The sequence below is a fragment of the Streptomyces sp. NPDC046909 genome, assembly GCF_040644695.1.
Lineage (GTDB): Bacteria > Actinomycetota > Actinomycetes > Streptomycetales > Streptomycetaceae > Streptomyces.
Genome location: NZ_JBEYXC010000004.1, coordinates 286,458 through 309,487, shown reverse-complemented (window position 1 = coordinate 309,487; position 23,030 = coordinate 286,458). Strand labels below are relative to the sequence as shown.

Annotated in this window: 16 protein-coding genes and 1 tRNA gene; 9 read left to right on the top strand and 8 right to left on the bottom strand. The window is 69.9% G+C overall.

The window, feature by feature from the left end; translation table 11 throughout:
* Positions 1-4,129 (bottom strand): tetratricopeptide repeat protein (locus tag ABZ928_RS14415; RefSeq protein ID WP_361518074.1); only part of this gene is annotated, 4,129 nt, incomplete at its 3' end.
* A 457-nt stretch (positions 4,130-4,586) separates the two neighbouring features.
* Here ABZ928_RS14415 and chvE point away from each other — a divergent pair.
* Entirely contained in the window at positions 4,587-5,672 is a 1,086-nt protein-coding gene (gene chvE / locus ABZ928_RS14410; RefSeq protein ID WP_361518072.1) for a multiple monosaccharide ABC transporter substrate-binding protein, read from the top strand.
* A gap of 26 nt (positions 5,673-5,698) precedes the next feature.
* On the opposite strand, the gene ABZ928_RS14405 is transcribed toward chvE, so the two are convergent.
* Together ABZ928_RS14405 and ABZ928_RS14400 are read right to left on the bottom strand one after the other, a co-directional pair.
* Positions 5,699-7,531: an endo alpha-1,4 polygalactosaminidase gene (locus ABZ928_RS14405; protein ID WP_361518071.1), complete on the bottom strand. Its 1,833-nt coding sequence runs from the start codon at positions 7,529-7,531 to the stop codon at positions 5,699-5,701.
* Positions 7,532-7,663: 132 nt separating this feature from the next.
* Positions 7,664-8,506 carry a YhjD/YihY/BrkB family envelope integrity protein gene (locus tag ABZ928_RS14400; protein ID WP_361518069.1) on the bottom strand — a complete coding sequence of 281 codons (843 nt, stop codon included), beginning with the start codon at positions 8,504-8,506 and terminating at the stop codon, positions 7,664-7,666.
* Between the two features lie 352 nt (positions 8,507-8,858).
* Between ABZ928_RS14400 and ABZ928_RS14395 the strand changes: the two genes are divergently transcribed.
* Together ABZ928_RS14395 and ABZ928_RS14390 are read left to right on the top strand one after the other, a co-directional pair.
* Positions 8,859-10,097 (top strand): hypothetical protein, encoded by a 1,239-nt coding sequence (locus tag ABZ928_RS14395; RefSeq protein ID WP_361518921.1) that lies wholly within the window; start codon positions 8,859-8,861, stop codon positions 10,095-10,097.
* 73 nt (positions 10,098-10,170) lie between these two features.
* Complete coding sequence (locus tag ABZ928_RS14390; protein ID WP_361518068.1) at positions 10,171-12,003, top strand: glycoside hydrolase family 15 protein; 1,833 nt, start codon at positions 10,171-10,173, stop codon at positions 12,001-12,003.
* A gap of 67 nt (positions 12,004-12,070) precedes the next feature.
* Here ABZ928_RS14390 and ABZ928_RS14385 read toward each other — a convergent pair.
* The 3 genes from ABZ928_RS14385 to ABZ928_RS14375 all read right to left on the bottom strand — a co-directional run bounded on the left by ABZ928_RS14385 (position 12,071) and on the right by ABZ928_RS14375 (position 15,345).
* Positions 12,071-12,146 (bottom strand) — tRNA-Arg (locus ABZ928_RS14385).
* Between the two features lie 97 nt (positions 12,147-12,243).
* On the bottom strand, positions 12,244-13,941 hold the full coding sequence (locus ABZ928_RS14380; RefSeq protein ID WP_361518066.1) for an IclR family transcriptional regulator C-terminal domain-containing protein: 1,698 nt from the start codon (positions 13,939-13,941) through the stop codon (positions 12,244-12,246).
* A gap of 117 nt (positions 13,942-14,058) precedes the next feature.
* A complete protein-coding gene (locus tag ABZ928_RS14375; RefSeq protein ID WP_361518065.1) occupies positions 14,059-15,345 on the bottom strand; it encodes a M6 family metalloprotease domain-containing protein in 1,287 nt (428 codons plus the stop codon).
* 295 nt (positions 15,346-15,640) lie between these two features.
* Here ABZ928_RS14375 and ABZ928_RS14370 point away from each other — a divergent pair, with 295 nt between their 5' ends.
* Positions 15,641-16,282, top strand: a complete 642-nt coding sequence (locus ABZ928_RS14370) for a helix-turn-helix domain-containing protein (RefSeq protein WP_361518064.1) — start codon at positions 15,641-15,643, stop codon at positions 16,280-16,282.
* A gap of 140 nt (positions 16,283-16,422) precedes the next feature.
* Positions 16,423-17,952, top strand: coding sequence for an MFS transporter (locus tag ABZ928_RS14365; RefSeq protein ID WP_361518062.1), 1,530 nt, complete (start codon positions 16,423-16,425; stop codon positions 17,950-17,952).
* 118 nt (positions 17,953-18,070) lie between these two features.
* On the opposite strand, the gene ABZ928_RS14360 is transcribed toward ABZ928_RS14365, so the two are convergent.
* The gene (locus tag ABZ928_RS14360) at positions 18,071-18,640 is read right to left on the bottom strand and encodes a MarR family transcriptional regulator (protein WP_361518061.1); all 570 of its coding nucleotides are present in this window, start codon (positions 18,638-18,640) and stop codon (positions 18,071-18,073) included.
* Between the two features lie 110 nt (positions 18,641-18,750).
* Between ABZ928_RS14360 and ABZ928_RS14355 the strand changes: the two genes are divergently transcribed.
* Complete coding sequence (locus ABZ928_RS14355) at positions 18,751-19,542, top strand: class III extradiol ring-cleavage dioxygenase (RefSeq protein WP_361518060.1); 792 nt, start codon at positions 18,751-18,753, stop codon at positions 19,540-19,542.
* A gap of 51 nt (positions 19,543-19,593) precedes the next feature.
* Here ABZ928_RS14355 and ABZ928_RS14350 read toward each other — a convergent pair whose 3' ends face one another.
* The gene (locus tag ABZ928_RS14350) at positions 19,594-20,124 is read right to left on the bottom strand and encodes an N-acetyltransferase family protein (RefSeq protein WP_361518058.1); all 531 of its coding nucleotides are present in this window, start codon (positions 20,122-20,124) and stop codon (positions 19,594-19,596) included.
* Positions 20,125-20,307: 183 nt separating this feature from the next.
* Here ABZ928_RS14350 and ABZ928_RS14345 point away from each other — a divergent pair, with 183 nt between their 5' ends.
* From ABZ928_RS14345 to ABZ928_RS14335, 3 genes are all read left to right on the top strand, one after another.
* Complete coding sequence (locus ABZ928_RS14345) at positions 20,308-21,303, top strand: sigma-70 family RNA polymerase sigma factor (protein ID WP_361518056.1); 996 nt, start codon at positions 20,308-20,310, stop codon at positions 21,301-21,303.
* Positions 21,304-21,884: 581 nt separating this feature from the next.
* Positions 21,885-22,133, top strand: coding sequence for a hypothetical protein (locus ABZ928_RS14340; protein WP_361518055.1), 249 nt, complete (start codon positions 21,885-21,887; stop codon positions 22,131-22,133).
* A gap of 56 nt (positions 22,134-22,189) precedes the next feature.
* Entirely contained in the window at positions 22,190-22,930 is a 741-nt protein-coding gene (locus ABZ928_RS14335) for a TetR family transcriptional regulator (protein ID WP_361518054.1), read from the top strand.
* The last annotated feature ends 100 nt before the right edge of the window (positions 22,931-23,030 follow it).

Genomic DNA, 23,030 nt, shown 5'->3' with positions numbered 1-23,030 from the left:
GAAGCTGAGCGATCATGCCGAGTTGGTGGTAGCTGCTGGCGATGCCGGAGCGGTTGCCGAGTTCCTCGCTGATGGCGAGGGAGGTGCGGTAGTGGTCTTCGGCTTGCTGGTAGTCGCCCCGAAGCTGAGCGATCATGCCGAGTTGGTGGTAGCTGCTGGCGATGCCGGAGCGGTTGCCGAGTTCCTCGCTGATGGCGAGGGAGGTGCGGTAGTGGTTCTCGGCTTGCTGGTAGTCGCCCCGAAGCTCAGCGATCCTGCCGAGTTGGTGGTAGCTGCTGGCGATGCCGGAGCGGTCGCCGAGTTCCTCCTTGATGGCGAGGGAGGTGCGGTAGTGGTCTTCGGCTTGCTGGTAGTCGCTTCGAAGCTGAGCGATCATGCCGAGTTGGTGGTAGCTGCTGGCGATGCCGGAGCGGTTGCCGAGTTCCTCGTCGATGGCGAGGGAGGTGCGGTAGTGGTCTTCGGCTTGCTGGTAGTCGCCCCGAAGCTCAGCGATCATGCCGAGTTGGTGGTAGCTGCTGGCGATGCCGGAGCGGTTGCCGAGTTCCTCGCTGATGGCGAGGGAGGTGCGGTAGTGGTTCTCGGCTTGCTGGTAGTCGCCCCGAAGCTCAGCGATCCTGCCGAGTTGGTGGTAGCTGCTGGCGATGCCGGAGCGGTCGCCGAGTTCTTCGCTGATGGCGAGGGAGGTGCGGTAGTGGTCTTCGGCTTGCTGGTAGTCGCTTCGAAGCTGAGCGATCATGCCGAGCTGGTGGATGTGAGGGGCCGCAGCACGCGAGTTGGCGTCGAACCAGCCGAGGGTCTCTCCAATCAGGCGTTGTTCCCATTCCCAGGCTCCCCAGACATGTAGTTGGGAGCACACCTCCCGAGTGACAGCATCGGCCCCATCCAAGTCACCCGCCTGATGAAGGTGATGGCGTACTTCGATGAGCTGTGTGACGTCGTCCGCGCGCGATTGAGGCCATACATTGACCCGCCACTGCCAATAGGTGGCAGCCCGACGGTGACCGGCGCCAAGAGTGTCAGCGAGTGCACGGTGCCGGAGGGCGGCGGCGGTCCAGTGGTGCACCGTGAATCCGGTCGGCTCGCTGCCCGCCTCGTCCTGAGGCGCGGGGGCCGGAGAGACCAACCCGAGTTCGAGCAGCCGCTTCAAGGCGTTCGCGGTGTCATGGTCCATGTCGACCGGAGAACGTCGAAGTTCACCCCACACCGCGCGGTGCTCGGCAATCGTCTCCGGCGGCAGATCGATGTCGCTCCCCGGGCCTGCTCCAGCCGCCGCCTGGGCCTCGGCAATGAGCGTGTTCACAGCTTGGAGGCGCTGCCAGAGAGCGGGATCGCCCTCAGGAGCCTCAACAAGATCCGACAACTGCCAAGCAACCCCCACCCAATCCACCGGAGTCCGATAAACCGCCAGCCCGTCCAACAACCGCCGAGCCCCAGCCACCCCCTCGATCTGCTCCAGCAACGTATCGAGCAGCACATCATCCACAGCGAGCGTCACGGTCTCAGCCAGCGCGGTGTCCAGATCACCGGCCACCCCCTCCAACCACCCCTCCGGATCAGCAACCCCCCGCTCCTCCAGGGCCGCCTCCATCCGCTCAGCGACATCAGGGAACCGCGCCCGCCCACCCCGCAGCAGCGCATCCAGATACTCCAACGCCCGAGGATGACCCCCCACATCGGTGTACGCCCGATACTGCTCAGCCGCCGACAACGCATCCAGCCCAGGCAACCGCCAGATCAACTTCCGTGTCTCGGCCAGAGACAACGGCCCCAGATGATGAGCGACAAGCCGCTTATGGGCCCGCTTCGGAAGGGCGAACGGATACCGGCTGGTGATCAACAACCGAGTCCGAGGGCTCGCCCCCGTCCAAGCAGCCAGGAGATCCGCCAACGCCGGATCGGACAACTCCCGCCCGCCGCCACTCACCGCAACCAGCAGATCCTCGGCATTGTCCAGAACCATCACCACCGGAACCCGCGGCAACACAAGCTGCCGTATCAGCTCCCACCGCTCCCGCCACGGCGAACCGGCATCCGCCAACGCCACCACGACCTGCCGCAACGCATCGCTCTCCGGCAACCCCCGCGCCACGCAGTACGCCCGCAACCGCTGCCGCAACACCTCCAGCACCGCATCGACCGTACGAGCCGTAGACGCCGCGACCGGCACGATCAGCCGCCCCTGGGCCCCGTAGTGATGCAACAACTCGGCGGCCAGCGTGGACTTCCCCACCCCACCGATCCCATGCACCAACACCCCGGCGCGCTGCGGATCCCGCAACACGGCCAGTAGCCGCCGCAACTCCCCCCGCCGCCCGACGAATTCACCGACCTTGCGCACCACCATCGCCTCATCGAGCACCGCGTCGGGCACCCCAGGCACTTCATCTCCATCAGAGCCAAGCGCAGACCGGTCGAACAACGGCAACGGCGGCCCCGACAGGAACAGCGCCGGCGTAGCCCACTCCGGCCACGCCGCAAGCGGATGCTGGTCCGGCAACCGCCCACGCCAGACCTCGACATCACGCCGAGCCTGGGAGAGCGCGGTCAGCGGATCAGGGTGTTCGGCCCGCGCCAGCGACGAGTACATGGAAGCCGCCAGCTCGGTGGCGTAGGGGTCCGTGACAGCCTCGGTCATCGCCAGCACCGCAGGCACCCCACCTGCCAGCAACTCCCGCGCCAGATCGGCCCGAGCGCGCCCCTCAGGACGATCGGAGTGCCCGTCCGATTCCTGGCCGCCCGCCCCGGCCGCCCCCTCCGACGGCGTACGCGCCGTAGAACACCCCGCCAACACCACCAACGGCACCCCCCGCCCGCTGGGCAACCCCTCCGCCATGAACCGCCGCGCATCGACCCGGTCGACCAGCCCCCGCTCATCCTCAAGCACCAGCACCCCGGGCCCGGCATGACAGGACAGATGCAGCACATGGAACTGCTCCCGCTCCAGAGCCGCCCGAATCTCCGCAAGGCTGCCCCAGTTCAGCACCCGCACATAGGCGCCCTGCCCGGACCGAGCCGGATCCACGGCATCCAGAATCCTCCCCAACTCGCGCTCGTAGTCGAGAAGTTCACCCCCACCGGACTCCGGACTGGCCACCACCGCCAGAATCCGCAACGGCCCCGGCACCGGCAACGCGACCGGCGCACTCTCCCGCTGCACCCTGCGATACAGCTGCACATGCTCGGCCAGCACCAACGGCTGCCCAGCCCCCGCCCCCGGCACCACCAGCGTCTCCCACGGCAGATCCACCCACCGCGGATCATCCACCGCCACCCCGATCCGCAACGGCGCGTTCCGCCCGCGCGCCAGCTCAGCCTCCCTCACGAGCGCCGAGGCCACATCGCCATGCACGAACCGCTCACCCAGAGCCTTGCCCACGGCCACCAACGCCCCCGCCACCCCCGCCGAGGCGCCCCCTTCGTCCCCGACAGGCGCCTGCCGAGTGACGAGCCCGCCGTCGACCCGAGCCCGAACCCGCTGCAAGGTCCACAACTGCTGCTCAAGCCCCCGGTCGACACCAAGCGACGAGCAACTGACCTCGGAATCAGCGGTGTTGAAGGCAACCGCCCCCTCGCCGACCCGTAACTCGGCATACGACGGCCCGTCCGGCCGATACCCCATCCCCGGAGGTAGGACCAGCCCGCTTCCACCCCCGCCCCCGCCGATGCCATCCGACCGCTCCGCCACCGGCAATCCCCGTACAGCCCGCCCAAGTTGCCGTACACGCTTCTCGTACTCACCCGGCGAGTCCACATGCCGAAAGTCCACATACACCCGGCCAGCAATGAACGGCGGCAACTCAACCTCACCCCGCAGCACCGGAATCAACCGCTGCCGCCCCGCCACCGCCCCCGCCACGGACGCCGCGAACTCCTCGGCGCACCACCCGGATTCAACCCACTGCCGACTGACGACAGCGACCACGGCCCGCGCCCCGCCCAGTCCCTCCTGCAACCGGGACGCCACCAGCTGCCCGGCGACCATCTCCCACCGGTCCAGCCACACCGACAACCCGAGCCGCTGCAGATTCTCCGCAAGGGGAGCCACCCACGGCTCATCCCTGTGCGAGTACGACACGAACACGTCGTAACGCTCGTCATTACGCTCGGCGCAACGCTCGGCCTCAACCACACCGCACCCCCGAACTGAACACCCACCGCGGCAACGGGCCTTCAAGCTGGCCAAACAGTAGGACAACCAGCGTCTCCACGCGCCAGAAACGACGTATTCGTCATGAGATTGGTGACGAGTACGGAGCGCCCCGCCTCCCCTCACGGCACCGCCCCACCCACCCCACCAGTCACAGCAATCTGTAACCGTTCCTGTTCACACCGTTGACACCACCTCCCCCTCCCCCTACTCTCACGCCTACTTCCGAACGTCTGACGACATTTCGAACACGTGAGGTCCACCGGTTGTTCACTCGCCCCGAGATCTCCGTCCCGGCGCACGGCCCTGTCCGAAGTTCGGCCTGTCCAGAGCGCCCGGGGAGCCACCCGCCGCGGCACCCGTATGCGCGAACTGCTCCTGGACATCGCCCGGTAGCGGGTACCCCCCTCAACGACGAGAAGACCAAGGACCGATCACCATGCTCAATCGAAGAGCCGTCCTCGCCGGAGCCGCGTCACTCGCCCTTACCCTGACCGCCTGCGGCACGAACAGCGCGGGCACCTCCACGGCCGGCTCCGAGGGCGCCACGGTCGGTATCGCGATGCCGACCCGTTCCTCCGAGCGCTGGCTGACCGACGGCAAGACGCTCGTCAACGACCTGAAGGGAAGGGGGTACAAGACCCAACTGGTCTACGGCGACGACGATCCGAAGGCGCAGGTCGCGCAGTTGGAGAAGCTGGTCAAACAGGGCGTCGACGCGCTGATCATCGCGGCCATCGACAACAAGTCCCTGAACGGCGTGCTCCAGCAGGCCGCCGACGCGAAGATACCCGTGATCGCCTACGACCGGCTCATCCTCGGTACGAAGAACGTCGACTACTACGTCTCCTTCGACAACGAGATGGTCGGCCGCATGCAGGCCCACCACATCATCGAGAAGCTCGGCCTGGACAAGGGCAAAGGCCCGTTCAACATCGAGCTGTTCGCCGGCTCCCCGGACGACAACAACACGAAGTACTTCTTCCAGGGTTCCATGGCACTCCTGCAACCCTTCCTGGACAACGGCATGTTGGCCGTCCCCTCCGGTCAGACCAAGCTCGACCAGATCACCACCCTGCGCTGGGACGGACCCACCGCGCAGAAGCGGATGACCGACATCCTCGGCAAGTCCTACGGCAGCAAGACGGTCGACGCGGTCCTCTCGCCGTACGACGGCATCTCCAGGGGTGTTCTGGCCGCGCTGAACTCCGACGGTTACGGCACCGGCCTCAAGCCCCTGCCCGTAGTCACCGGCCAGGACGCCGAACTCGCGTCGGTGAAGTCGATCATCGCGGGCGGCCAGTCGCAGACCGTCTACAAGGACGTCCGCCTCCTCGCCGACGCCGCCTCGAACATGATCGACGACCTCCTCAACGACAGAGTGGTGTCGACGGACGACTCCGTGACGTACAAGAACGGCGTCAAGCCCGTCCCCGCCCGCCTGCTCCAGCCGACGAGCGTCGACAAGTCCAACTACGACATCCTGATCTCGGACGAGTACTTCACCGCCGACGAGCTCAAGTAGCCAGCCCAGCCCCCACGCTGTCTCGGTCAGCAGGTCTTGCGGAGGTATCCGCTCGCACCCCTGGCCGAGACATCCTGGTCACGGCGGACGATGCTCAGCTGCCCGCCCCAACTGGAGCATGCCTTCGCCAGGCCCTCCGCCGTGTACTCGACCACGAACACATCGTTGTCGAAGGCCTCCGCGAACACCCCGCACTCGTCCCACTGACCGCACTCCTCGACCACGGCGAAGTCCAGCCCCACCGAGGCCCGGTCACGCACCAGTTCCGCCGTGTTCTTCTGTGCGACGGCGAGCCCCTTCGTGTGGGCGTGCGCCACCAGCTCCTTCATCAGTGCCTTGGCCTGATCGCCCGTGAGGTACTTCGGGAAGCGGGTGAAGGAGTCGTAGTTGTCCGGCTCCACGGCCTTGTACCCGCCCGCCGCGCACTCGTCGATCCACGTCTCCAACTTGGCCGCGATGCGCTGCCTCTTGGCCGCCGTACGGATGTCCAGGACCGCCTCGCCCCAGTCCTTGTCGTAGACGACATCCCCGCCCGTGCCGCGCAGCAACAGGTCGGGATCCCAGTCCCCTTCCGAACCCTTCTCCGCCTGATAGGCGTTGATGTTGCAGATGTTGTACACCCCCGGCGCGGCCGCGTCCTCGTAACTACGGCTCACCACCCGCACCCCGGTCGGCAGGCTGTACGCACCCCCGATCTGGTAGTCCCACGGCACATGCTTCGGTGGCAGGGTCACCGCAGCGGTGGAGGTGGAGGCGGAGGCCGTGACGGGAGCGGTGGGTGACGGAGAACCGTCGTCGTCCTCCGACCCGCCGTTCATGGCCGCCACGCTCAACCCGGCGACGGCCACCGCCGCCGCCACACCGACGAGGACGGCCCGCCCCCGACGTCCGCGCCGCGGGGCGATCCGGGACGGGGACTCCGCCGTGTCGGCTTCCCGGGGCCCAACAGCCGGGCCTGGTACGGCCGAGTCCGAGACATCCGGGCCCGGTACGACCACCGACCCCGGTACAACGGCTGAGACCGCCGAGCCCGCCGATGCCGCCGACACCACAGCCCCCGGCAACCCCCGCAACAACCCCTGCAACTCAGCCAGTTCAGGCCGAGCCCCCGGATCCTTGTCCAAGCAGCGGGCGGCGATGCTCCGAAGCGGCTCCTCGACCCCCTCCAAGTCCGGCGCCTCGTACATCACCTGATACCCCGTCAAGTACGGGCTGCTGCCGTCGAACGGCCGGTTCCCGCTGGCCGCGTACACCAGCAGCGACCCCAGCGAGAACACATCCGAGGCCGGTGTGACATCCCGCGGCGAGGCGAACTGCTCCGGAGACATGAAGGGCGGGGTCCCGATGAGCCGCCCGGTCACGGTAAGGGCCTCGTTGTCGACGGCGTGCGAGATGCCGAAGTCGATGACGCGGGGGCCGTCGTCGGCCATCAGGACGTTGCTGGGCTTGAGGTCCCGGTGCACCACACCCACCCGGTGGATGTCCCGCAACGCCTCGACGAGGCCCAGCGCGAGTGTGCGCAACTCGCGTCCGCGCAGGGGCCCGTCCTTGACGACGATGTCGGAGAGCGTGCGGCCGGGCACGTACAGCGTGGCCATCCACGGCGGTACGGCGTCGGGATCGGCGTCCACCACCGGTGCCGTGAACGCCCCGCTCACCCGGCGGACCGCCGCGACCTCCTGCCGGAACCGCGTCCGGAACTCCTGGTCCTGCGCGTACTGCGCGTGCACGACCTTGACCGCGACCTGCCGTCCGGATTCCGAGAGGCCGAGGTAGACGACCCCCATGCCGCCACTGCCGAGCCGGCCGACCAACGTATAGCCGCCTATGGACTCCGGATCGTCGGGGCTCAGCATCACCGGTCACCTTCAAGTAGTTGAAGTTGAAGGCAATCAGGTTAGTACGTCTTCTCGAACATACGGACGCCACCCTTCCTCGCTGCCTACCGCCCCGCCCCTTATTCGACCCTGCCCCTTATTCGACCGTGCCGCTTATTCGACCGTGCCGCGATCGAACGCCAGGAACCGGTTCAGCGGCGGTTCCTCCGCCAGCACCGCCCCGATGGTCACCGCGAACGTGACGGCACCGCACAGGACGATCAGCCAGGACAACAGCGTGAGGACGAGGCCGAGGGAGCCGTACTCGGCGAGGGCGCGGTTGAGGGCGGTGGGCATGTAGAGGCGGGCGGTCATGCCCAGGGCGGTCGCGGCGGCCGCGGCCAGGACCGCCCCCGGGAGCAGCGGCAGCCAGGGGACGCGGCCGGCGAGCAGCAGGTGCTGCGTCCACAGCCACACCACCGTGCTGAGGAGGAAGAGGAGTACGGCGCCGAGCCACGGGCCGGTGCCGAAGCCGTTGCGGATGGGGCCCTGGAGGAGGACGACCAGCAGCATCGCGAGCAGCCACACCACCCACCGCCACGCCGCGATCCTGGTGCCCGCCTTCGGGAGCCGCCAGGCACGTTCGCAGACCCTCGCCATGGCGCGGCTGAAGCTGGTGGCGGAGACCAGCGCCAGGGCCAGACCGATGGCGCCGCTGGTCTCGCGCAGTTGCTCGTCGGAGGAACTCCCCAGAACCTGGCCCAGCTGCTGGTCCGCCTCTCCGGTCAGGCCGAACATGGCGCGCAGGGACTCGCGCAGCTGGTCGCGGACGCTGTGCGGAGTGAACGCGGCGACGGCGAACAGCAGCGGGACCGCCGCCAGGAACGCCTGCGCCGCGAGCCTCGTGCCCGCGTCCAGGAGGTTCCCGGACAGCAGCCGGCCCGTCAGTTCGGTCACGACGGGGAAGCGCTGCTCAGTCTGGGTGCGCAGGAGCTTCAGCCGCGCACTCCACGCCACCGCCGCCACCTCCTGCCCCGTCCGCCGCGCCGTCCAGCCCAGTCAAAGCGCCCCCCACGCCGCCGTCGAACGCTGCTGAGCCGATCGGGCCCGTACCCGAAACGGCATACCTCCCCCGGACGGCCCAACCCCACTCGCGCACCGGACCCGACAGCGATGCCCTGACTACGGAGCACCGGGGGCACCGGGAGTACCGGAGCACCAACGCACCACCGCACCCATCGACGAGGAGGCACGCGTGGCGGACGGCGAAGCAGCCGCAGACGACAGTGCCAAACCGGCCGACACCACCGACCCAGTCGGCACCACCGACCCGGCGGAACTCCAGAAGCTCCGCGCCCGCGTCGCCGCCCTGGAAAGCGAGCGGGGGGCACGGCCGGAACGCCACCGAGGCCGAGGCCGGTCCCTGCTCGCAGCCCTGTTCATCACACTCGGCTGTCTCCTCGCCCCGCTGTCCGTCGTAGCCGCCTGGGCCTCGGGCGTGGTCGGGGACACCGGCCGCTACGTCGACACCGTCGCGCCCCTCGCCTCGAACTCCGACATCCAGGACGCCGTCGCGAACCGGGCGACCAACGCCCTGATGTCCCGCATCGACATCCCCACCCTGCTGTCCGACGCGGCACCCGCCGACCGCCCCCGGCTGGAGAAGGCGCTGGGCGGCAGGCTCGGCGACTCCCTGGAGAACGCCGTACGCAGCTTCGTGCACGACAAGGCGCGGGCGTTCGTCGGCTCGGACGCGTTCGAGAAGATCTGGACCGACACCAACCGCCGGGCGCACGCCGCCCTCGACAAGGCCCTCACCGGCAGCGGCGGCGGTGCCGTGCAGCTCAAGAACGACACCGTCACCGTCGATCTCGGCCCCGTCGTCGACCGGGTCAAACAGCGGCTCGTCGACGACGGCATGACCGCCGTGGCGAAGATCCCCGAGTTCCACACGGACTTCACGCTCGTCAGATCCGAGCAGATCGGCAAGGCCAAGACGTACGTCCGGCTGCTCCAGCTCGCCGGCAACTGGCTGCCCGTCCTCGCCGCCCTCCTCATCGCGATCGGCGTCCTCCTCGCGACCCGTCGCCGCCGGGCCCTGATCACGGGCTGTCTCGCCGCCGCCGTCACCGTCGGCCTGCTCGGCATCGGGCTGCGCGTCTTCCGGGTGATCTACCTCGACCGTCTCCCCGCCGACGTCTCGCAGGACGCGGCCCGCGCCGTCTACGACACCGTCACCCACCTCCTCACGACCACCGTCCGGATGGTCGTCGCCCTCGGCGTCGTCATCGCCCTCGCCGCCTGGCTCACCGGACCGGGCCGCCGCGCGGGCCTCGTACGCCGGCTGTGGACCACCGGCATCGGCGCGGTCCGCACCACCGCCGACCAGGCGGGCCTGCGCACCGGCCCGGTCGGCCCCTTCGTACGCCGTTACCGCACCTGGATCACCTGGATCTTGGTGGCCGCCGCCCTGCTTTCCTACCTCCTCTGGTCGTACCCCACCGGCTGGGTCGTGATCGGCCTCGCCCTGGCCCTGCTGTTCGTGCTGGCGATCGTGGAGTTCCTGGCGGGCCCGCAGACATCACCGTCAGCCGAGACGCCCGCCTGACCGGGGTCATCAGCCCCCTGGAAGGCCAGGCCAGGCCAGGCCATGCCAGCCCGGCCCGGAAGGAAGGAACACCATGCGGCGCTACCCGCCCATCGCGGACCACGGAATGGTCGGCGACCTCCAGACCGCCGCGCTCGTCTCCTCCGACGGCGTCATCGACTGGTTCTGCGCCCCCCGCTTCGACTCGCCCAGCATCTTCGCCGCGCTCCTCGACCACGACCGCGGCGGCCACTTCGCGATCACCGTGGAGGGCGCGGAGGTGACGACCCGCCAGCTGTACCTGGCCGAGACCGCCATCCTCATCACCCGGTTCCTCACCCCCGACGGCGTGGGGGAGGTGGTGGACTTCATGCCGGTGGACCGCCCGGAGACCGCCACGGACCGCCACCGCCTGGTCAGAGCGATGAGGGTGACCCGCGGCCGGATCCGCTTCACCCTCACGTGCCGCCCCCGCTTCGACTACGCCCGAGCCCCGCACCGCCTCACCCTCCACGACGACGGCACCGCGCACTTCGAAGGCCCCGGCACCGACCTCCACCTCCAGCCCGCCGGACCCGTACGCCTGGAACGCGACGGCGACAGCGACGACGTACGAGCCGTCGTGGACCTGGAACAGGGACAGCTGGCGGCAGCCGTGCTGACGACGTGCGCGGCGGGCGGCGAGCCGCCACCGCCGCCGGTCCCCGAGGCCGTGTACGCGGAGTTCGAGGCGACGCGCGCCTTCTGGTACGGCTGGATCCGGCGCAGCCGCTACCGGGGCCGCTGGCAGGAGACGGTCAACCGCTCCGCGATCACCCTGAAGCTGCTCACCTACGCCCCCACCGGCGCCCCGATCGCCGCGTTGACGGCCGGCCTGCCCGAGCAGCTCGGCGGCGAACGTAACTGGGACTACCGCTACACCTGGGTCCGGGACGCCTCCCTGTCCCTGCACGCCCTGTTCGGACTGGGCTTCGCCGAGGAGGCGCACGCCTTCCGCCACTGGCTCGGCGACCGCCTGCGCGAGGGCCGTACGGTGACGGGGGAGCCGTTGCAGATCATGTACCGCATCGACGGCGACCCCCACCTCACCGAGGAGACCCTCGACCACCTGGAGGGCTACCGCGGCTCGGCCCCCGTCCGCATCGGCAACGGCGCCGCCGACCAGCTCCAGCTCGACATCTACGGCGAAGCGGTCCACGCCCTGACCAGCACCGACGACCTCGCCCACTACATGGGCTACGACGGCTGGACGGCCCTGTCCCGCGTACTCGACTGGCTCCTGAAGAACTGGGACCGCCCCGACGAGGGCATCTGGGAGACCCGCGGCGGCCGGCAGGACTTCACCTACAGCCGCCTGATGTGCTGGACCGCCTTCGACCGCGGCATCCGCGTCGCCCAGACCCTGGCCCGCCCCGCCGACCTGCCCGCCTGGACCGAGGCCCGCGACACCATCCTCCGCCAGATCATGGACCGCGGCTGGAGCGAGCGACGCCAGGCATTCGTCCAGCACTACGGCACCGACGTCCTCGACGCCTCGCTCCTCCTCATGCCCGCGGTCGGCTTCATCACCGCCCGCGACCCCCGCTGGCTCTCCACCCTCGACGCCATGGACACCGAACTGGTCTCCGACAGCCTCGTCTACCGCTACGACCCCGCCGCCTCCCCCGACGGCCTCCGCGGCAGCGAGGGCACCTTCTCCCTCTGCACCTTCCTCTACGTCGACGCCCTCGCCCGCGCCGGCCGCCTCGCCCCGGCCCGCTACGCCTTCGACAAAATGCTCACCTACGCCAACCACGCAGGCCTCTTCGCCGAGGAAATCGGCCCGACGGGCGAACAACTGGGCAACTTCCCCCAGGCCTTCACCCACCTCGCCCTGATCACCGCAGCCCTGGCCCTGGACGAGGAACTGACCCGAACCGACCCCTGACCTCACCCCCCACCCCCACCCCCGAACGCGAAAAACCCCGGACCAAGATCGGTCCGGGGCTTTCGGCTGGTGCCCCCGGCAGGATTCGAACCTGCGACACCCGCTTTAGGAGAGCGGTGCTCTATCCCCTGAGCTACGAAGGCAATGAAGGCAGGGTGCGGCCGTCGAGCCGTACCACCGCGGTCAGTGTAGCGGGTGGCGGCCCGGCGATCAGCGGGTCCGTGGGCGGAGGCCGGCCCCTCACGCCACCGGTACCCGTGTGAAGCGGCCCGCCGTGTGGAAGTCGCGTTCGATGGCCGTCGCCGTCGCCCGGAGTTCCGGCAGCAGGTCGGTCACGCACTCCGCGGGGGTGCGGCGGGTCGTGTGCATCGCCGTGTTGAGGGCGGCCACCGCGCGGCCCGTGCTGTCGCGGACGGGGACGGCGATCGAGCGCAGGCCCTCCTCCAGTTCCTCGTCGACGAGGGCGTAGCCCTGGGTGTGGACCTCGGCGAGGGCGTGCGTCAGGGTCTTGGGGTCCGTCACGGTGTGGGAGGTCAGGGGGCGCAACTCACCCAGGGCGCGGTCGGTCTCCGGTAGGTCGGCCAGCAGGACTCGGCCCATCGAGGTCGCGTAGGCCGGGAGGCGGGTGCCCACCGTCAGGTTCACGCTCATGACGCGGTTGGTCGCTACCCTGGCCGTGTACTGGATCTCCTCGCCGGACGGTGTCAGGACCGCGAGGGACGCCGACTCGTGGATGCGGAAGGCGAGTTCGGCCAGGTGCGGTGTGGCGATCTCCCAGAGGGTGGTGCGGGAGAGGGGCGGGAAGCCCAGGGACAGGACCCGTGGGGTCAGGGTGAACGTGCGGTGCGGGGTCGCCGTCACCAGGCCCAGGTGTTCGTAGGTGATCAGCGCGCGGCGGGCCGTCGCGCGGGCCAGGCCCGTCGCCTTCGCCACCTCCGTGAGGGTGAGGGACGCCCGGCCCTCGCTGAAGGCGGTCAGGACGGTCAGACCGCGGGCCAAGGACTCGATGAACTCCCGGCCCAGTTCCTGCTTGGACGCCCCGGTCCAGGTCGCAAGACCCGACGGGCCCCCGGCCGCGGAAGGCTCCGGCGCTTCCCGCAGCTCCCGCTCCATATGCGTCTCCATCTCCGCCACCGCCGCTCGCAGCCTCGGCAGCAGCGTGTCCCGCAGGCCCGCCGCGGTGTGCCGGCTGGTGTGGCTCACGACGCTCGCCGCGCACGCGATCCTTCCGGTACGGGGGTCCCGTACCGGCACCGAGACCGCCACCAGACCCGGCTCGATCAACTGGTCGTCCAGGGACCGGCCTTCGGCCTTCGCCTCCGCGACCCGTGCCTCGAACTTCTCGAACTCCGCTTCCACAGCCGCCTGTTCACGCGGCGGTACGGCGGGAAAGCCCCGGTCCCGCGGGTCCGCCGCCCGGCGTGCGCGCCAGGCCGCCCACTCCGGCTCCGTCCACTCGGTCGCGAACAGGGCGCCCGGCGCGGTGCGTTCGGCCGGGAGGAGGTCGCCGATGCGGAAGCTCAGGGACATCGCGCGGCGGCGGGTGGCCTGGTGGATGAAGCGGATGCCGTCGCGGTCGGCGACCGCCAGCGACACCGACTCGTCCAGGTCGTCGGCGAGCGCGTCCGCCCGTGAGGAGAGCAGGGCCGGCAGGCGCAGGGCGGACAGATACGCGTTGCCGAGTTCCATCAGACGGGGGGACAGGACCACGTCACGGCCGTCGAGGCGGACGTATCCCATGCGGCCGAGCGTCGCCGTGATGCGGTCGACCGTGGAACGCGCCAGGCCCGTCGCCCGCTCCAGCGCGCTCGGGCTGAGCCTGCCGCCCGCCTCCGTCAGCTCCCGCAGCACGGCGATCCCGCGGATCAGCGGCGTGACCGCCTCGGCGGGCACATCGGCGGAACCGGTCACGGCGTCCAGGGTGGTGTTCGCGGGCATCGGCTCTCCGGTACGGCGGTCACAGGGGGCCTACCGTAATCCGGTACGGCGGTCACGGGTGCCCGCTGTCGTCCGGTACGGCGGTCACGGAGGCGGCCGTGCTGCCGGTGAAGCCGCTCACCGCCGTGTCACCCGCACCCGGTAGTCCCCGTCCAGGTCCGCCCCCGCCACCGTGATCCGGATGCCCTTCTTGCGGTCCTCGAAGTCCTCGCCCGGGGCGAAGGGCGCGTCGGACAGTTCCGCGTGGACGTTCGGGCTGCGGGTGCAGCCGCCGCTGTCGCGCTCGGAGTCGTAGACGCGGACCGGGCCCATGCCGGTGTCCACGTCCGCGTCGACCTTGTAGATCAGCACGCCCGGCCGGCACACCGCCTCGTCGTTGCCCTCGCGGGTGCGCAGCTCGACGGCGTATCCGGTGCGGCCGCTGACCGGGACGAAGAGGAGTTTCGCGCCGCCGGTGCGGGCCAGCGGGGTGAGGGTGTACTCGGTCGTGCCGGGGGTGGTGACGCAGCTGACCTGAGACGCGTCCAGCCAGCCCAGCTTCCATTTGTGCCAGCCGAGGAGGTCGTTGTTGGCGCCCCAGTCCTCGCTCATGATGTCCCAGTGGCCGACCGAGCCGCCGCCGTTCGCGGTGTAGAGGTCGGGCAGGCCGAAGACATGGCCGTTCTCGTGGGGCAGGACCCGGTAGCCGGTCCGGCCGTAGGAGCCGGAGCCGTCGTCCTGGCGGGAGTAGACGAAGGACGCGTTGGCGACCGGGACGCCGTCGGCGACCGGGGCGTCCGGGTTCCCGGCGAAGGTCACCGACAGGACCGTGTCCAGCGCGGAGGGGCCGGCGTTCGGGGTGACCAGCACGTTCAGGAAGTCGTACGACCGGAAGTCGACCTTGGGATCGGCGGCGGCCACGATGTCCTGGACCAGGTCGCGGTAGCCGGGGTCGAAGGGGGCGCCGCGCTCTATGCCGTACGCCTTGAACGGCTTCGGCATGCGCAGCCAGGTCGGGATCGGGGTCTCGGCGCTGTAGCGCAGGCGGCCGTAGCTGCTGGTGCGGAACCAGTCCTGGGTCTGCGGGAAGAACTCGTCGTAGCGGTCGAGGGCGCTGCCGCGGCCCGGCGCGTCCGAGAAGTCGATCATCAGGGTGAGGGCGCGGACCGTGCCGGTGGAGCGGGAGTAGCCGCCGGGGGTGGGGACGCCCTCGGACATCTGGACGGCGTCGCCGCCCCGGATCAGACAGGGGCCGTGGGCGGAGGAGCGGGCCAGCGCGATCGGGCCGGCGCCCGCGGGCGCGGGCGGTGCCGTGAGGTGTCCCGTGCCCGCCGAGGTGCAGACGGCGAGGGTCAGCGCGGTCACGGACACGAGGGCGGCGGTGCGGCGCGGGCGTATCCGACGGCTGGTCTGCGTCTGCTGCATGCACGGCCCTCTTCTGTCCACGGCTCTGTCCACGGCAGCCGCAGGTCCACCGGCTGCACCCTTTCGATCACCCTGTGTCGAGGGATGCGCGGGCGCGCGCTGGAGGAGACCGAACGTGGGTTTCTCGGATCGGGGGCCCGGTGAGGCTTGTGACTCAGGTCACATGAAATCTCTCCGTCAACCTGAAATAAGCGGGGAGCGTCTCCCCGTTTAGAAGGGTGTTCGCGCGAAACGGGGAGAGCTTCCCCGGATCGCCGGACCAGCCCCCACAAGCCAGCCATCCGAGGAGTACGCCGTGACCGCGACCACTGTGCAGAAGAAGGTGCCCCGGCCCCGCGCCGACGCCCTGCGCAACCGGGAGCGCATCGTCACAGCCGCCCGGGAGATGTTCACCGAGTTCGGCCCCGATGTGCCGCTCGACGAGATCGCCCGCCGCGCCGGTGTCGGCAACGCCACGGTGTACCGCAACTTCCCCGACCGCGACGCACTCGTCCGCGAGGTCGTCTGCTCCGTCATGGACCGGACGACCGAGGCGGCCGAACTCGCGCTCATGGAGACCGGGGACGCCTTCGAGGCTCTGGAACGCTTCGTGCATGCCGCCGCCGACGAGCGGATCACGGCGCTGTGCCCGATGATCCAGAGCACCTTCGACCAGAACCACCCGGACCTGGAAGCCGCACGCGTGCGGTGCGAGGAACTCATCGGGAAGCTGATGGACCGCGCCAAGGCGGCCGGTCAGCTCCGCGCCGACGTGGCAGCCGGCGACCTGATGATCGTCGTCGCTCAGCTCAGCCGCCCCCCGTTCGGGACGGCCTGCCTCAACGCCGACCGGTTCGTCCACCGCCATCTGCAGCTGTTCCTGGACGGGCTGCGGGCCCCGGCCCGCTCCGTCCTGCCGGGCGCGGCCATGACCATGGAGGACCTCCGCCAGGCATGACCGGCCAGTGACCGATTAGTTCAGCGCACCTCAGCAGTCAGCCTCAGTACTCAGTGCTCGGTGCCCAGCACCTGAGCAGTCCCCAGTAGCAGCTTTTTCGTTCCCTTTTTCCGTCACGAAGTCCCGAAGTGGGTACCCCCATGTCTCAAGCAGCCGTACAGGCTCCCGATTCCAATCGCTGGAAGGCGCTCTTCTTCATCGCGCTCGCCCAGCTGATGGTCGTCCTTGACGCGACCATCGTGAACATCGCCCTGCCCTCCGCCCAGCAGGACCTCGGCATCTCCGACGGCAACCGGCAGTGGGTCGTCACGGCCTACGCCCTCGCCTTCGGCGGTCTGCTCCTGTTCGGCGGCCGGATCGCCGACCTGTGGGGCCGTAAGAACGCCTTCGTCGTCGGTCTGGTCGGCTTCGCCGGGGCCTCCGCGCTCGGTGGCGCCGCCACCAACGAGGCGATGATGTTCGGCGCCCGCGCTCTCCAGGGTGTCTTCGGCGCCCTGCTCGCGCCCGCCGCGCTCTCCCTGCTCGCCGTGATGTTCACGGACGCCAAGGAGCGCGCCAAGGCGTTCGGCATCTACGGCGCCATCGCCGGTGCCGGCGGTGCCGTCGGTCTGATCCTCGGCGGCTTCCTCACCGAGTACCTGGACTGGCGCTGGACGTTCTTCGTCAACATCCCGTTCGCGGTGCTCGCCGCCGCCGGTGCCTGGTTCGTCATCCGTGAGCCCGAGGGCGCCCGCAACCGCAACCCGCTCGACATCCCCGGCGTCCTGCTCTCCACGCTCGGCCTGGTCGCGCTGGTCTACGGCTTCACCCGCGCCGAGTCCGAGGGCTGGGGCGACTCCGTGACGATCGGCATGTTCGTCGCCTCCGGCGTCCTGCTCGCCACGTTCGTCCTGGTCGAGGCCAAGGTCAAGGCCCCGCTGCTGCCGCTGCGCGTGATCACCGACCGCAACCGCGGCGGTATCTACCTCTCGCTGGGTCTCGCCATCATCGGCATGTTCGGCCTGTTCCTCTTCCTGACCTACTACCTCCAGATCGTGAAGGGCTACTCGCCGGTCAAGACCGGCTTCGCCTTCCTGCCGATGATCGCGGGCATGATCGTGGGCTCCACCCAGATCGGCACCCGACTGATGACCCGGGTCGCGCCGCGCCTGCTCATGGGCCCCGGCTTCCTGGTCGCCGCCGTCGGCATGCTGCTGCTGACCCAGATGAAGATCGACTCTTCCTACGCCGCCCTGCTGCTCCCGGCGATGGTGCTGCTCGGCCTCGGCATGGGTACGGCGTTCATGCCCGCCATGTCCCTGGCCACCCAGGGGGTCCGCCCGCAGGACGCCGGTGTCGCCTCCGCGATGGTCAACACCTCGCAGCAGGTGGGCGGTGCGATCGGTACGGCCCTGCTGAACACGATCGCCGCGTCGGCCACCACGTCCTACATCGCCGACCACATCGCGGGCGCCTCGTCCCGCACCCAGCAGCAGCTCGTGCAGCTGGAGGGCATGGTGCACGGCTACACCAACGCGATCTGGTTCGCCGTCGGCATCCTGGTCCTGTCCGGGATCATCGCCCTGACCTTCGTCAACGCCGGCAAGCCGGACATGTCGGCGGTCACCGGTTCGGGCGAGGGATCCGACGAGGACGGGGCCGAGATCGCGGTCCCGGTGGTCGCGCACTGACCGGACCGACGACGACCGTCAGGTCGTACCCCTTCGGACCGTTCGTACGTACGGGGATGGGGACGCTCCGCACGTACGAACCCTGAGGACCTGCCCCTGGCTCCGCTGAGTGAGCGGCTCAGCGGAGCCAGGGCAGGTCCGCACCCGCTTCGTTGGGCTGAAGTCCCTCGGCGACGATCTGCATGATCTCGCCGAGGGACTTCTGCTGTTCCGGGGTGAGCCGGTCGAAGACGGCGTTGCGTACGACGGCCACATGGCCCGGCGCCGCCTGCGCGAGCACCTCCGCGCCCTGGTCCGTCAGCACCGCGAACTGGCCGCGCTTGTCGGAGGGGCAGTCCTCGCGCCGTACCCAGCCGTTCTTCTCCAGGCGGGCGATGGCGTGCGAGAGCCGGGAGCGGGTGATCTTGGCGTGCATGGCCAGCTCGGTCATGCGCAGCCGCCGCTGCGGGGACTCGGCGAGCTTGACGAGAAGGCCGTAGTAGACGTGCGGCATGCCCGCGTCACGCTGGAGCTGGCGGTCCATGTGGTCTTCGAGGAGCGTGGTGGCGTGCACGTAGGAACGCCAGACCAGCTGCTCCTCCGGGCTGAGCCAGCGAGGCTCCTCGGCGGTCGTGGCGGTGGTGGTTGTGGCTGTGGTCGTGGCGGCGGTGGTGGCCTTGGTCGCGGTGGAAGGGGATGCCGTGTTCATGTGTCCCACTGTACGAGAGCTCTCCTTGAAAATTAAACAAGTTCGGCCTACACTTTTTTGGACAGGGAGTTTTAGACTTCAAGCAACACCTCTCGGAGGGAGCCGCCGTCATGTCCGCCGCCACCCAGGAACGCATGCCCGCGCTCTACCTCAGCCACGGCGCCCCGCCCCTCGCCGACGACCCGATCTGGCCCGGCGAACTGGCCGCCTGGTCCGCGGACCTTCCGCGCCCCAAGGCGATCCTCATGGTCTCCGCCCACTGGGAGGAGGCCCCCCTCGCCCTGGGCGCGGTCGACCCCGTCCCCCTCGTCTACGACTTCTGGGGCTTCCCCGAGCACTACTACCGCGTGACGTACGACGCCCCCGGCGCCCCCCAACTCGCCGAGTCCGTACGGAAACTGCTGCGCGCCCCCGGCATCCCCGTCCAGGACATCCCGGACCGCGGCCTCGACCACGGCGCCTACGTCCCGCTCGTCGAGATGTTCCCCGAGGCCGACATCCCGGTCCTCCAGATCTCCATGCCGACCCTCGACCCGGTCAGGCTCATGGAGATCGGCCGCAAGCTCGCTCCGCTGCGCGACGAGGGCGTGCTGATCGTCGGCTCCGGGTTCTTCACCCACAACCTGGCCGCCCTCCGTCACACCGGCGGGGGAGTGCCCACCTGGTCCTCGGAGTTCGACGACTGGGGCCGGCGGGCACTGGAGGCGCGTGATGTGGACTCCCTGCTGGACTTCCTGAACAAGGCCCCGGCGGGCCGCTACGCCCACCCGCGCACCGAGCATTTCGCGCCCCTCTTCGTCACCATGGGCGCGGCGGACGTGGCCGGCGAGCTGGACGCGCAGCGGTCCGTGATCGACGGGTTCTGGATGGGGATGGCGAAGCGGTCGGTGCAGTTCGGCTGACGGTTCCATGGGGGCCGGGTCGGAGGGGGCGCGGCTGCGGAGGGGGCGCGGCTAGAGCTCCTTCTCGTACCAGGCCACGTCCCAGTACCGCCCGAACTTCCTCCCGACTTCCCTGTACGTGCCGACGTACCGGAACCCGAAGCGCTCGTGCAGCCGCACGGACGCCTCGTTGGGCTGGGCGATGCCCGCGTAGGCACGGTGGATGTCCTGGCCCGCCAGGTCCTCGAAGAGGGCTTTGTAGAGGAGCGTGCCGATCCCGCGCCCGCCCGCGCCCGGGGCGAGATAGATCGTCACCTCGACCGAGGTCGCGTAGGCGGGCTTCGCCCGGAACGGGCTGGATGTGGCGTAGCCGAGAATTTCCTGTGAGTCCGTGTTCGAGTCCGCGTTCGCGGCAACTTTTAGGAGGTGCGGACCGTCTACAGGGTGGGAGAGCAGCCAAGGGCGGCGCTCCTCCGGAGTGAAGACGGTCGTGTCGAAGGTGATCGGCGTCTCGCGTACGTAGTGGTTGTAGATGTCGGTGAGGGCCGCGAGGTCACCTTCGACTCCCGGCCTGACCTGCACCTCTGTACTCTCCGTCGGCATTCGGCCTCCCCGTGTGGCCGCACAGGGTACTGCATGATCAGAAAAATAGGGGAGCGGGTTGGGAATTCTGTCCTGATTCCAGTCGTTGTTTCCATCGGAAGCAGGGCACCCGAGGACAGTGCCGAAGACGGTGCCAGGCTCCGCAAGGACCACCCGCCAGCCCACCATCGCAAGGGAGCACGCATGGCAACCCGTGCCGTCGCCCGTCGTCAGTCCGCCAAGGGCGGGACTGCCGCGGCAAACAGTGTTCGCGCCCATGGCGGCGAGATCGCCGATCGCGACCTGGTCGGCATGTACCTCGACGAGATCGCGCGCACACCGCTGCTCGACGCCGCCAAGGAAGTCGAGCTGTCACAGATCATCGAGGCGGGTGTGTTCGCACGACAGGTCCTCGACGGATACGAGGAGTCCCGGGCGGACGCCACCCGCGAGGAGCTGGAGGCGCTGGTCGCCGAGGCCGAGCGCGCGAAGGACGTCTTCATCCGCTCCAACCTCCGACTGGTCGTCGCCGTGGCCCGCCGCTACCCGAGGGCCGGCCTCCCCCTGCTGGACCTGATCCAGGAGGGCAACGCGGGCCTGGTCCGCGCGGTGGAGAAGTTCGACTACCGCAAGGGCTTCAAGTTCTCGACGTACGCGACCTGGTGGATCCGCCAGGCCATCACTCGCTCGATAGCCGACCAGTCCCGCACCATCCGGCTCCCCGTCCACCTCGTGGAGGAGCTGGGCCGGATCCGCCGTGTCCAGCGCGAGTTCAACCGCGAACACGGCCGGGACCCCGAGCACGCGGAGATCGCCGCCGAGCTCGGCTCCACCCCGGAGCGCGTCTCGGACGTCCTGGACTGGGCCCGCGACCCCGTCTCCCTGAACATGTCGGTCGACGACGACGGCGACACCCAGTTCGGCGACCTCCTGGAGGACACCTCCGCGGTCTCGCCCGAGCAGTCGGTCCTCACCCTGCTGCGCAGCGAGGAACTGGACGACCTCATCGGCCGCCTCGACCAGCGGACGGCCTCCATCATCAAGATGCGGTACGGCATCGAGGACGGCCGCGAGCGCACGCTGACCGAGGTCGGCAAGGAACACGGCCTGACCCGCGAACGCATCCGCCAGATCGAGAAGCACGCCCTCCTCGAACTGAAGAAGCTGGCTCGCGACACCGGGTTCGACGCGGCGGCGTAAGGGGGAATGCCGGGCGGGGGCGGGGCAGCTGCTCAGTGGTGGGCGGTGTAGTGCGTCGCGGTTGCTCGCCGGGTGGCGTGCGTGGCGGGTGCTCGCCGGGTGGTGTGCGTCGCGGTTGCTCGCGCAGCGGTGTGCGGGGCGGCTTGCTGAGGGGCGTGTGTGGGAGCTCGCCGAGAGGTGTGTGCCCGCGTGCGCCGGGTCGCGAAAGCGGCGCAAACACGGCGGTGTCAGACCGCTTCAACAGGCAGAACCCTGGGAACAAGACTTCAGGGTCCAAGTGTTCGAGTCCCGGACGGCGACGATCCGGGACCCGCGAAACCAAGTCCCGACGCAATCCCCCCCGGCGCCGGGACTCTCCCCGAGCCGGACTTCGGCACCCTCCCCCCGGGTGTCGGGGTCCGGCTCTTTTTGTGTCGAGGGGGTGGGGGAGGAGGCGGGGGTGCGGTTGGGGGCGGGGGCGGGTTTTCTCGCGGGGAGCGGGGAGCGGGGAGCGGGGAGCGGGGAGCGGGGAGCGGGGAGCGGGGAGCGGGAGGCAGAGAGATGGGGCTTTCTGGGGTCCCGGGTGTTCCGGGGGCCTAGGGTTGCAGCGGCTCCAGCGGCTCCAGCGGCTCCAGCGGCTCCAGCGGCTCCAGCGGCTCCAGCGGCTCCAGCGGCTCTGGCGGCTCTGGCGGCTCTGGCGCGCCCGGCGCTCCTGGCGCATCCGGGAGTTCCGCCAGTTCCGGGGGCTCCGGGGAGCCTGGGGTTCCGGCAGGTCCGGGGTGCTGAGGGCCTTCGAGGGTCGGCCTCGCTCGTCCCGGGGCATGCTGGACGGCGGGCCACCCCGTACCTGAACCCCGGGGAGACCCGCCGGATGGCAGATTGTGTCACATGGACATACCCTGCCGATGTGAGCAGCCCCACCCCCGCACAGCCCTCGTCCGCCGCCCCTCTCTCCCTGACCGAGCGGCGTAAGGCCGAAACCCGGATGGAGATCGCCCGCGCGGCGGCAGGACTCTTCGTGAAACACGGCCTCCGAGCCACCCGAGCCGAGGACATCGCCCAGGCCGCGGGCATCGCACCCCGCACGTTCTACCGCTACTTCGCCACGAAGGAGGAAGCGGTCGCGCCCTTGTACGCCGCCGGCGCCCAACGCTGGGCGGAAGCGGTACGCGAGGCCCCGGCGGAACTGTCGGTCGCCGAGGCCCTGGAACACGCGGTACGCCGCACTCTCACGCCGGGCGCCGGTGTCTCGGCGGCGTCGTGGGAGTGGGTACGGACACTGATCCGTCTGGCCGAGAGCAGCCCCGCGCTACGGAAGGTGTGGGCCGAGGTGTGTCAGGGGGCGGAACGGATGCTGGCGGGGGTGCTGGGGGAGCGGACGGAGTCGCAGGGCGCGGGTACTGCTGACAACGTTGCCGAGCCATCGACTCCGACTCCGACTCCGACTCCGGCGCCGCCCTTGGTCTCGGCCGACCTCCGGTTCGCGGCGGCGGTGGCCAGCGCGGCGGTACGGACGGCTGTGGAGGCCTGGGCCGCTGGGGATGCCCCGGCGGGCGGGGAACGGGGGCCGGCGGGGTTGGCGTTGCGGAATCTGGGGGTGGTGGGGGGATTTCCGTGGGAGGGAGGTGCGGGGGCCGGGGCTGCGTAGGAGGCCGGTAGCCGCCGTTCCGACCTAGCCCGCGGGCAGGCGTACCGCTAGGGGCGCCGCCCACCCGAGCAGCCGCCACCCCTCGCCCCCGCCGCCTGCG

What these genes read in the sequence shown, in the direction of transcription:
- chvE (WP_361518072.1), top strand. Translation starts at nt 4,587, where the DNA reads ATGCTCAATCGAAGAGCCGTCCTCGCCGGAGCCGCGTCACTCGCCCTT.
- ABZ928_RS14390 (WP_361518068.1), top strand. Translation starts at nt 10,171, where the DNA reads ATGCGGCGCTACCCGCCCATCGCGGACCACGGAATGGTCGGCGACCTC.
- ABZ928_RS14380 (WP_361518066.1), bottom strand. Translation starts at nt 13,941, where the DNA reads ATGCCCGCGAACACCACCCTGGACGCCGTGACCGGTTCCGCCGATGTG.
- ABZ928_RS14375 (WP_361518065.1), bottom strand. Translation starts at nt 15,345, where the DNA reads ATGCAGCAGACGCAGACCAGCCGTCGGATACGCCCGCGCCGCACCGCC.
- ABZ928_RS14365 (WP_361518062.1), top strand. Translation starts at nt 16,423, where the DNA reads ATGTCTCAAGCAGCCGTACAGGCTCCCGATTCCAATCGCTGGAAGGCG.
- ABZ928_RS14360 (WP_361518061.1), bottom strand. Translation starts at nt 18,640, where the DNA reads ATGAACACGGCATCCCCTTCCACCGCGACCAAGGCCACCACCGCCGCC.
- ABZ928_RS14355 (WP_361518060.1), top strand. Translation starts at nt 18,751, where the DNA reads ATGTCCGCCGCCACCCAGGAACGCATGCCCGCGCTCTACCTCAGCCAC.
- ABZ928_RS14350 (WP_361518058.1), bottom strand. Translation starts at nt 20,124, where the DNA reads ATGCCGACGGAGAGTACAGAGGTGCAGGTCAGGCCGGGAGTCGAAGGT.
- ABZ928_RS14345 (WP_361518056.1), top strand. Translation starts at nt 20,308, where the DNA reads ATGGCAACCCGTGCCGTCGCCCGTCGTCAGTCCGCCAAGGGCGGGACT.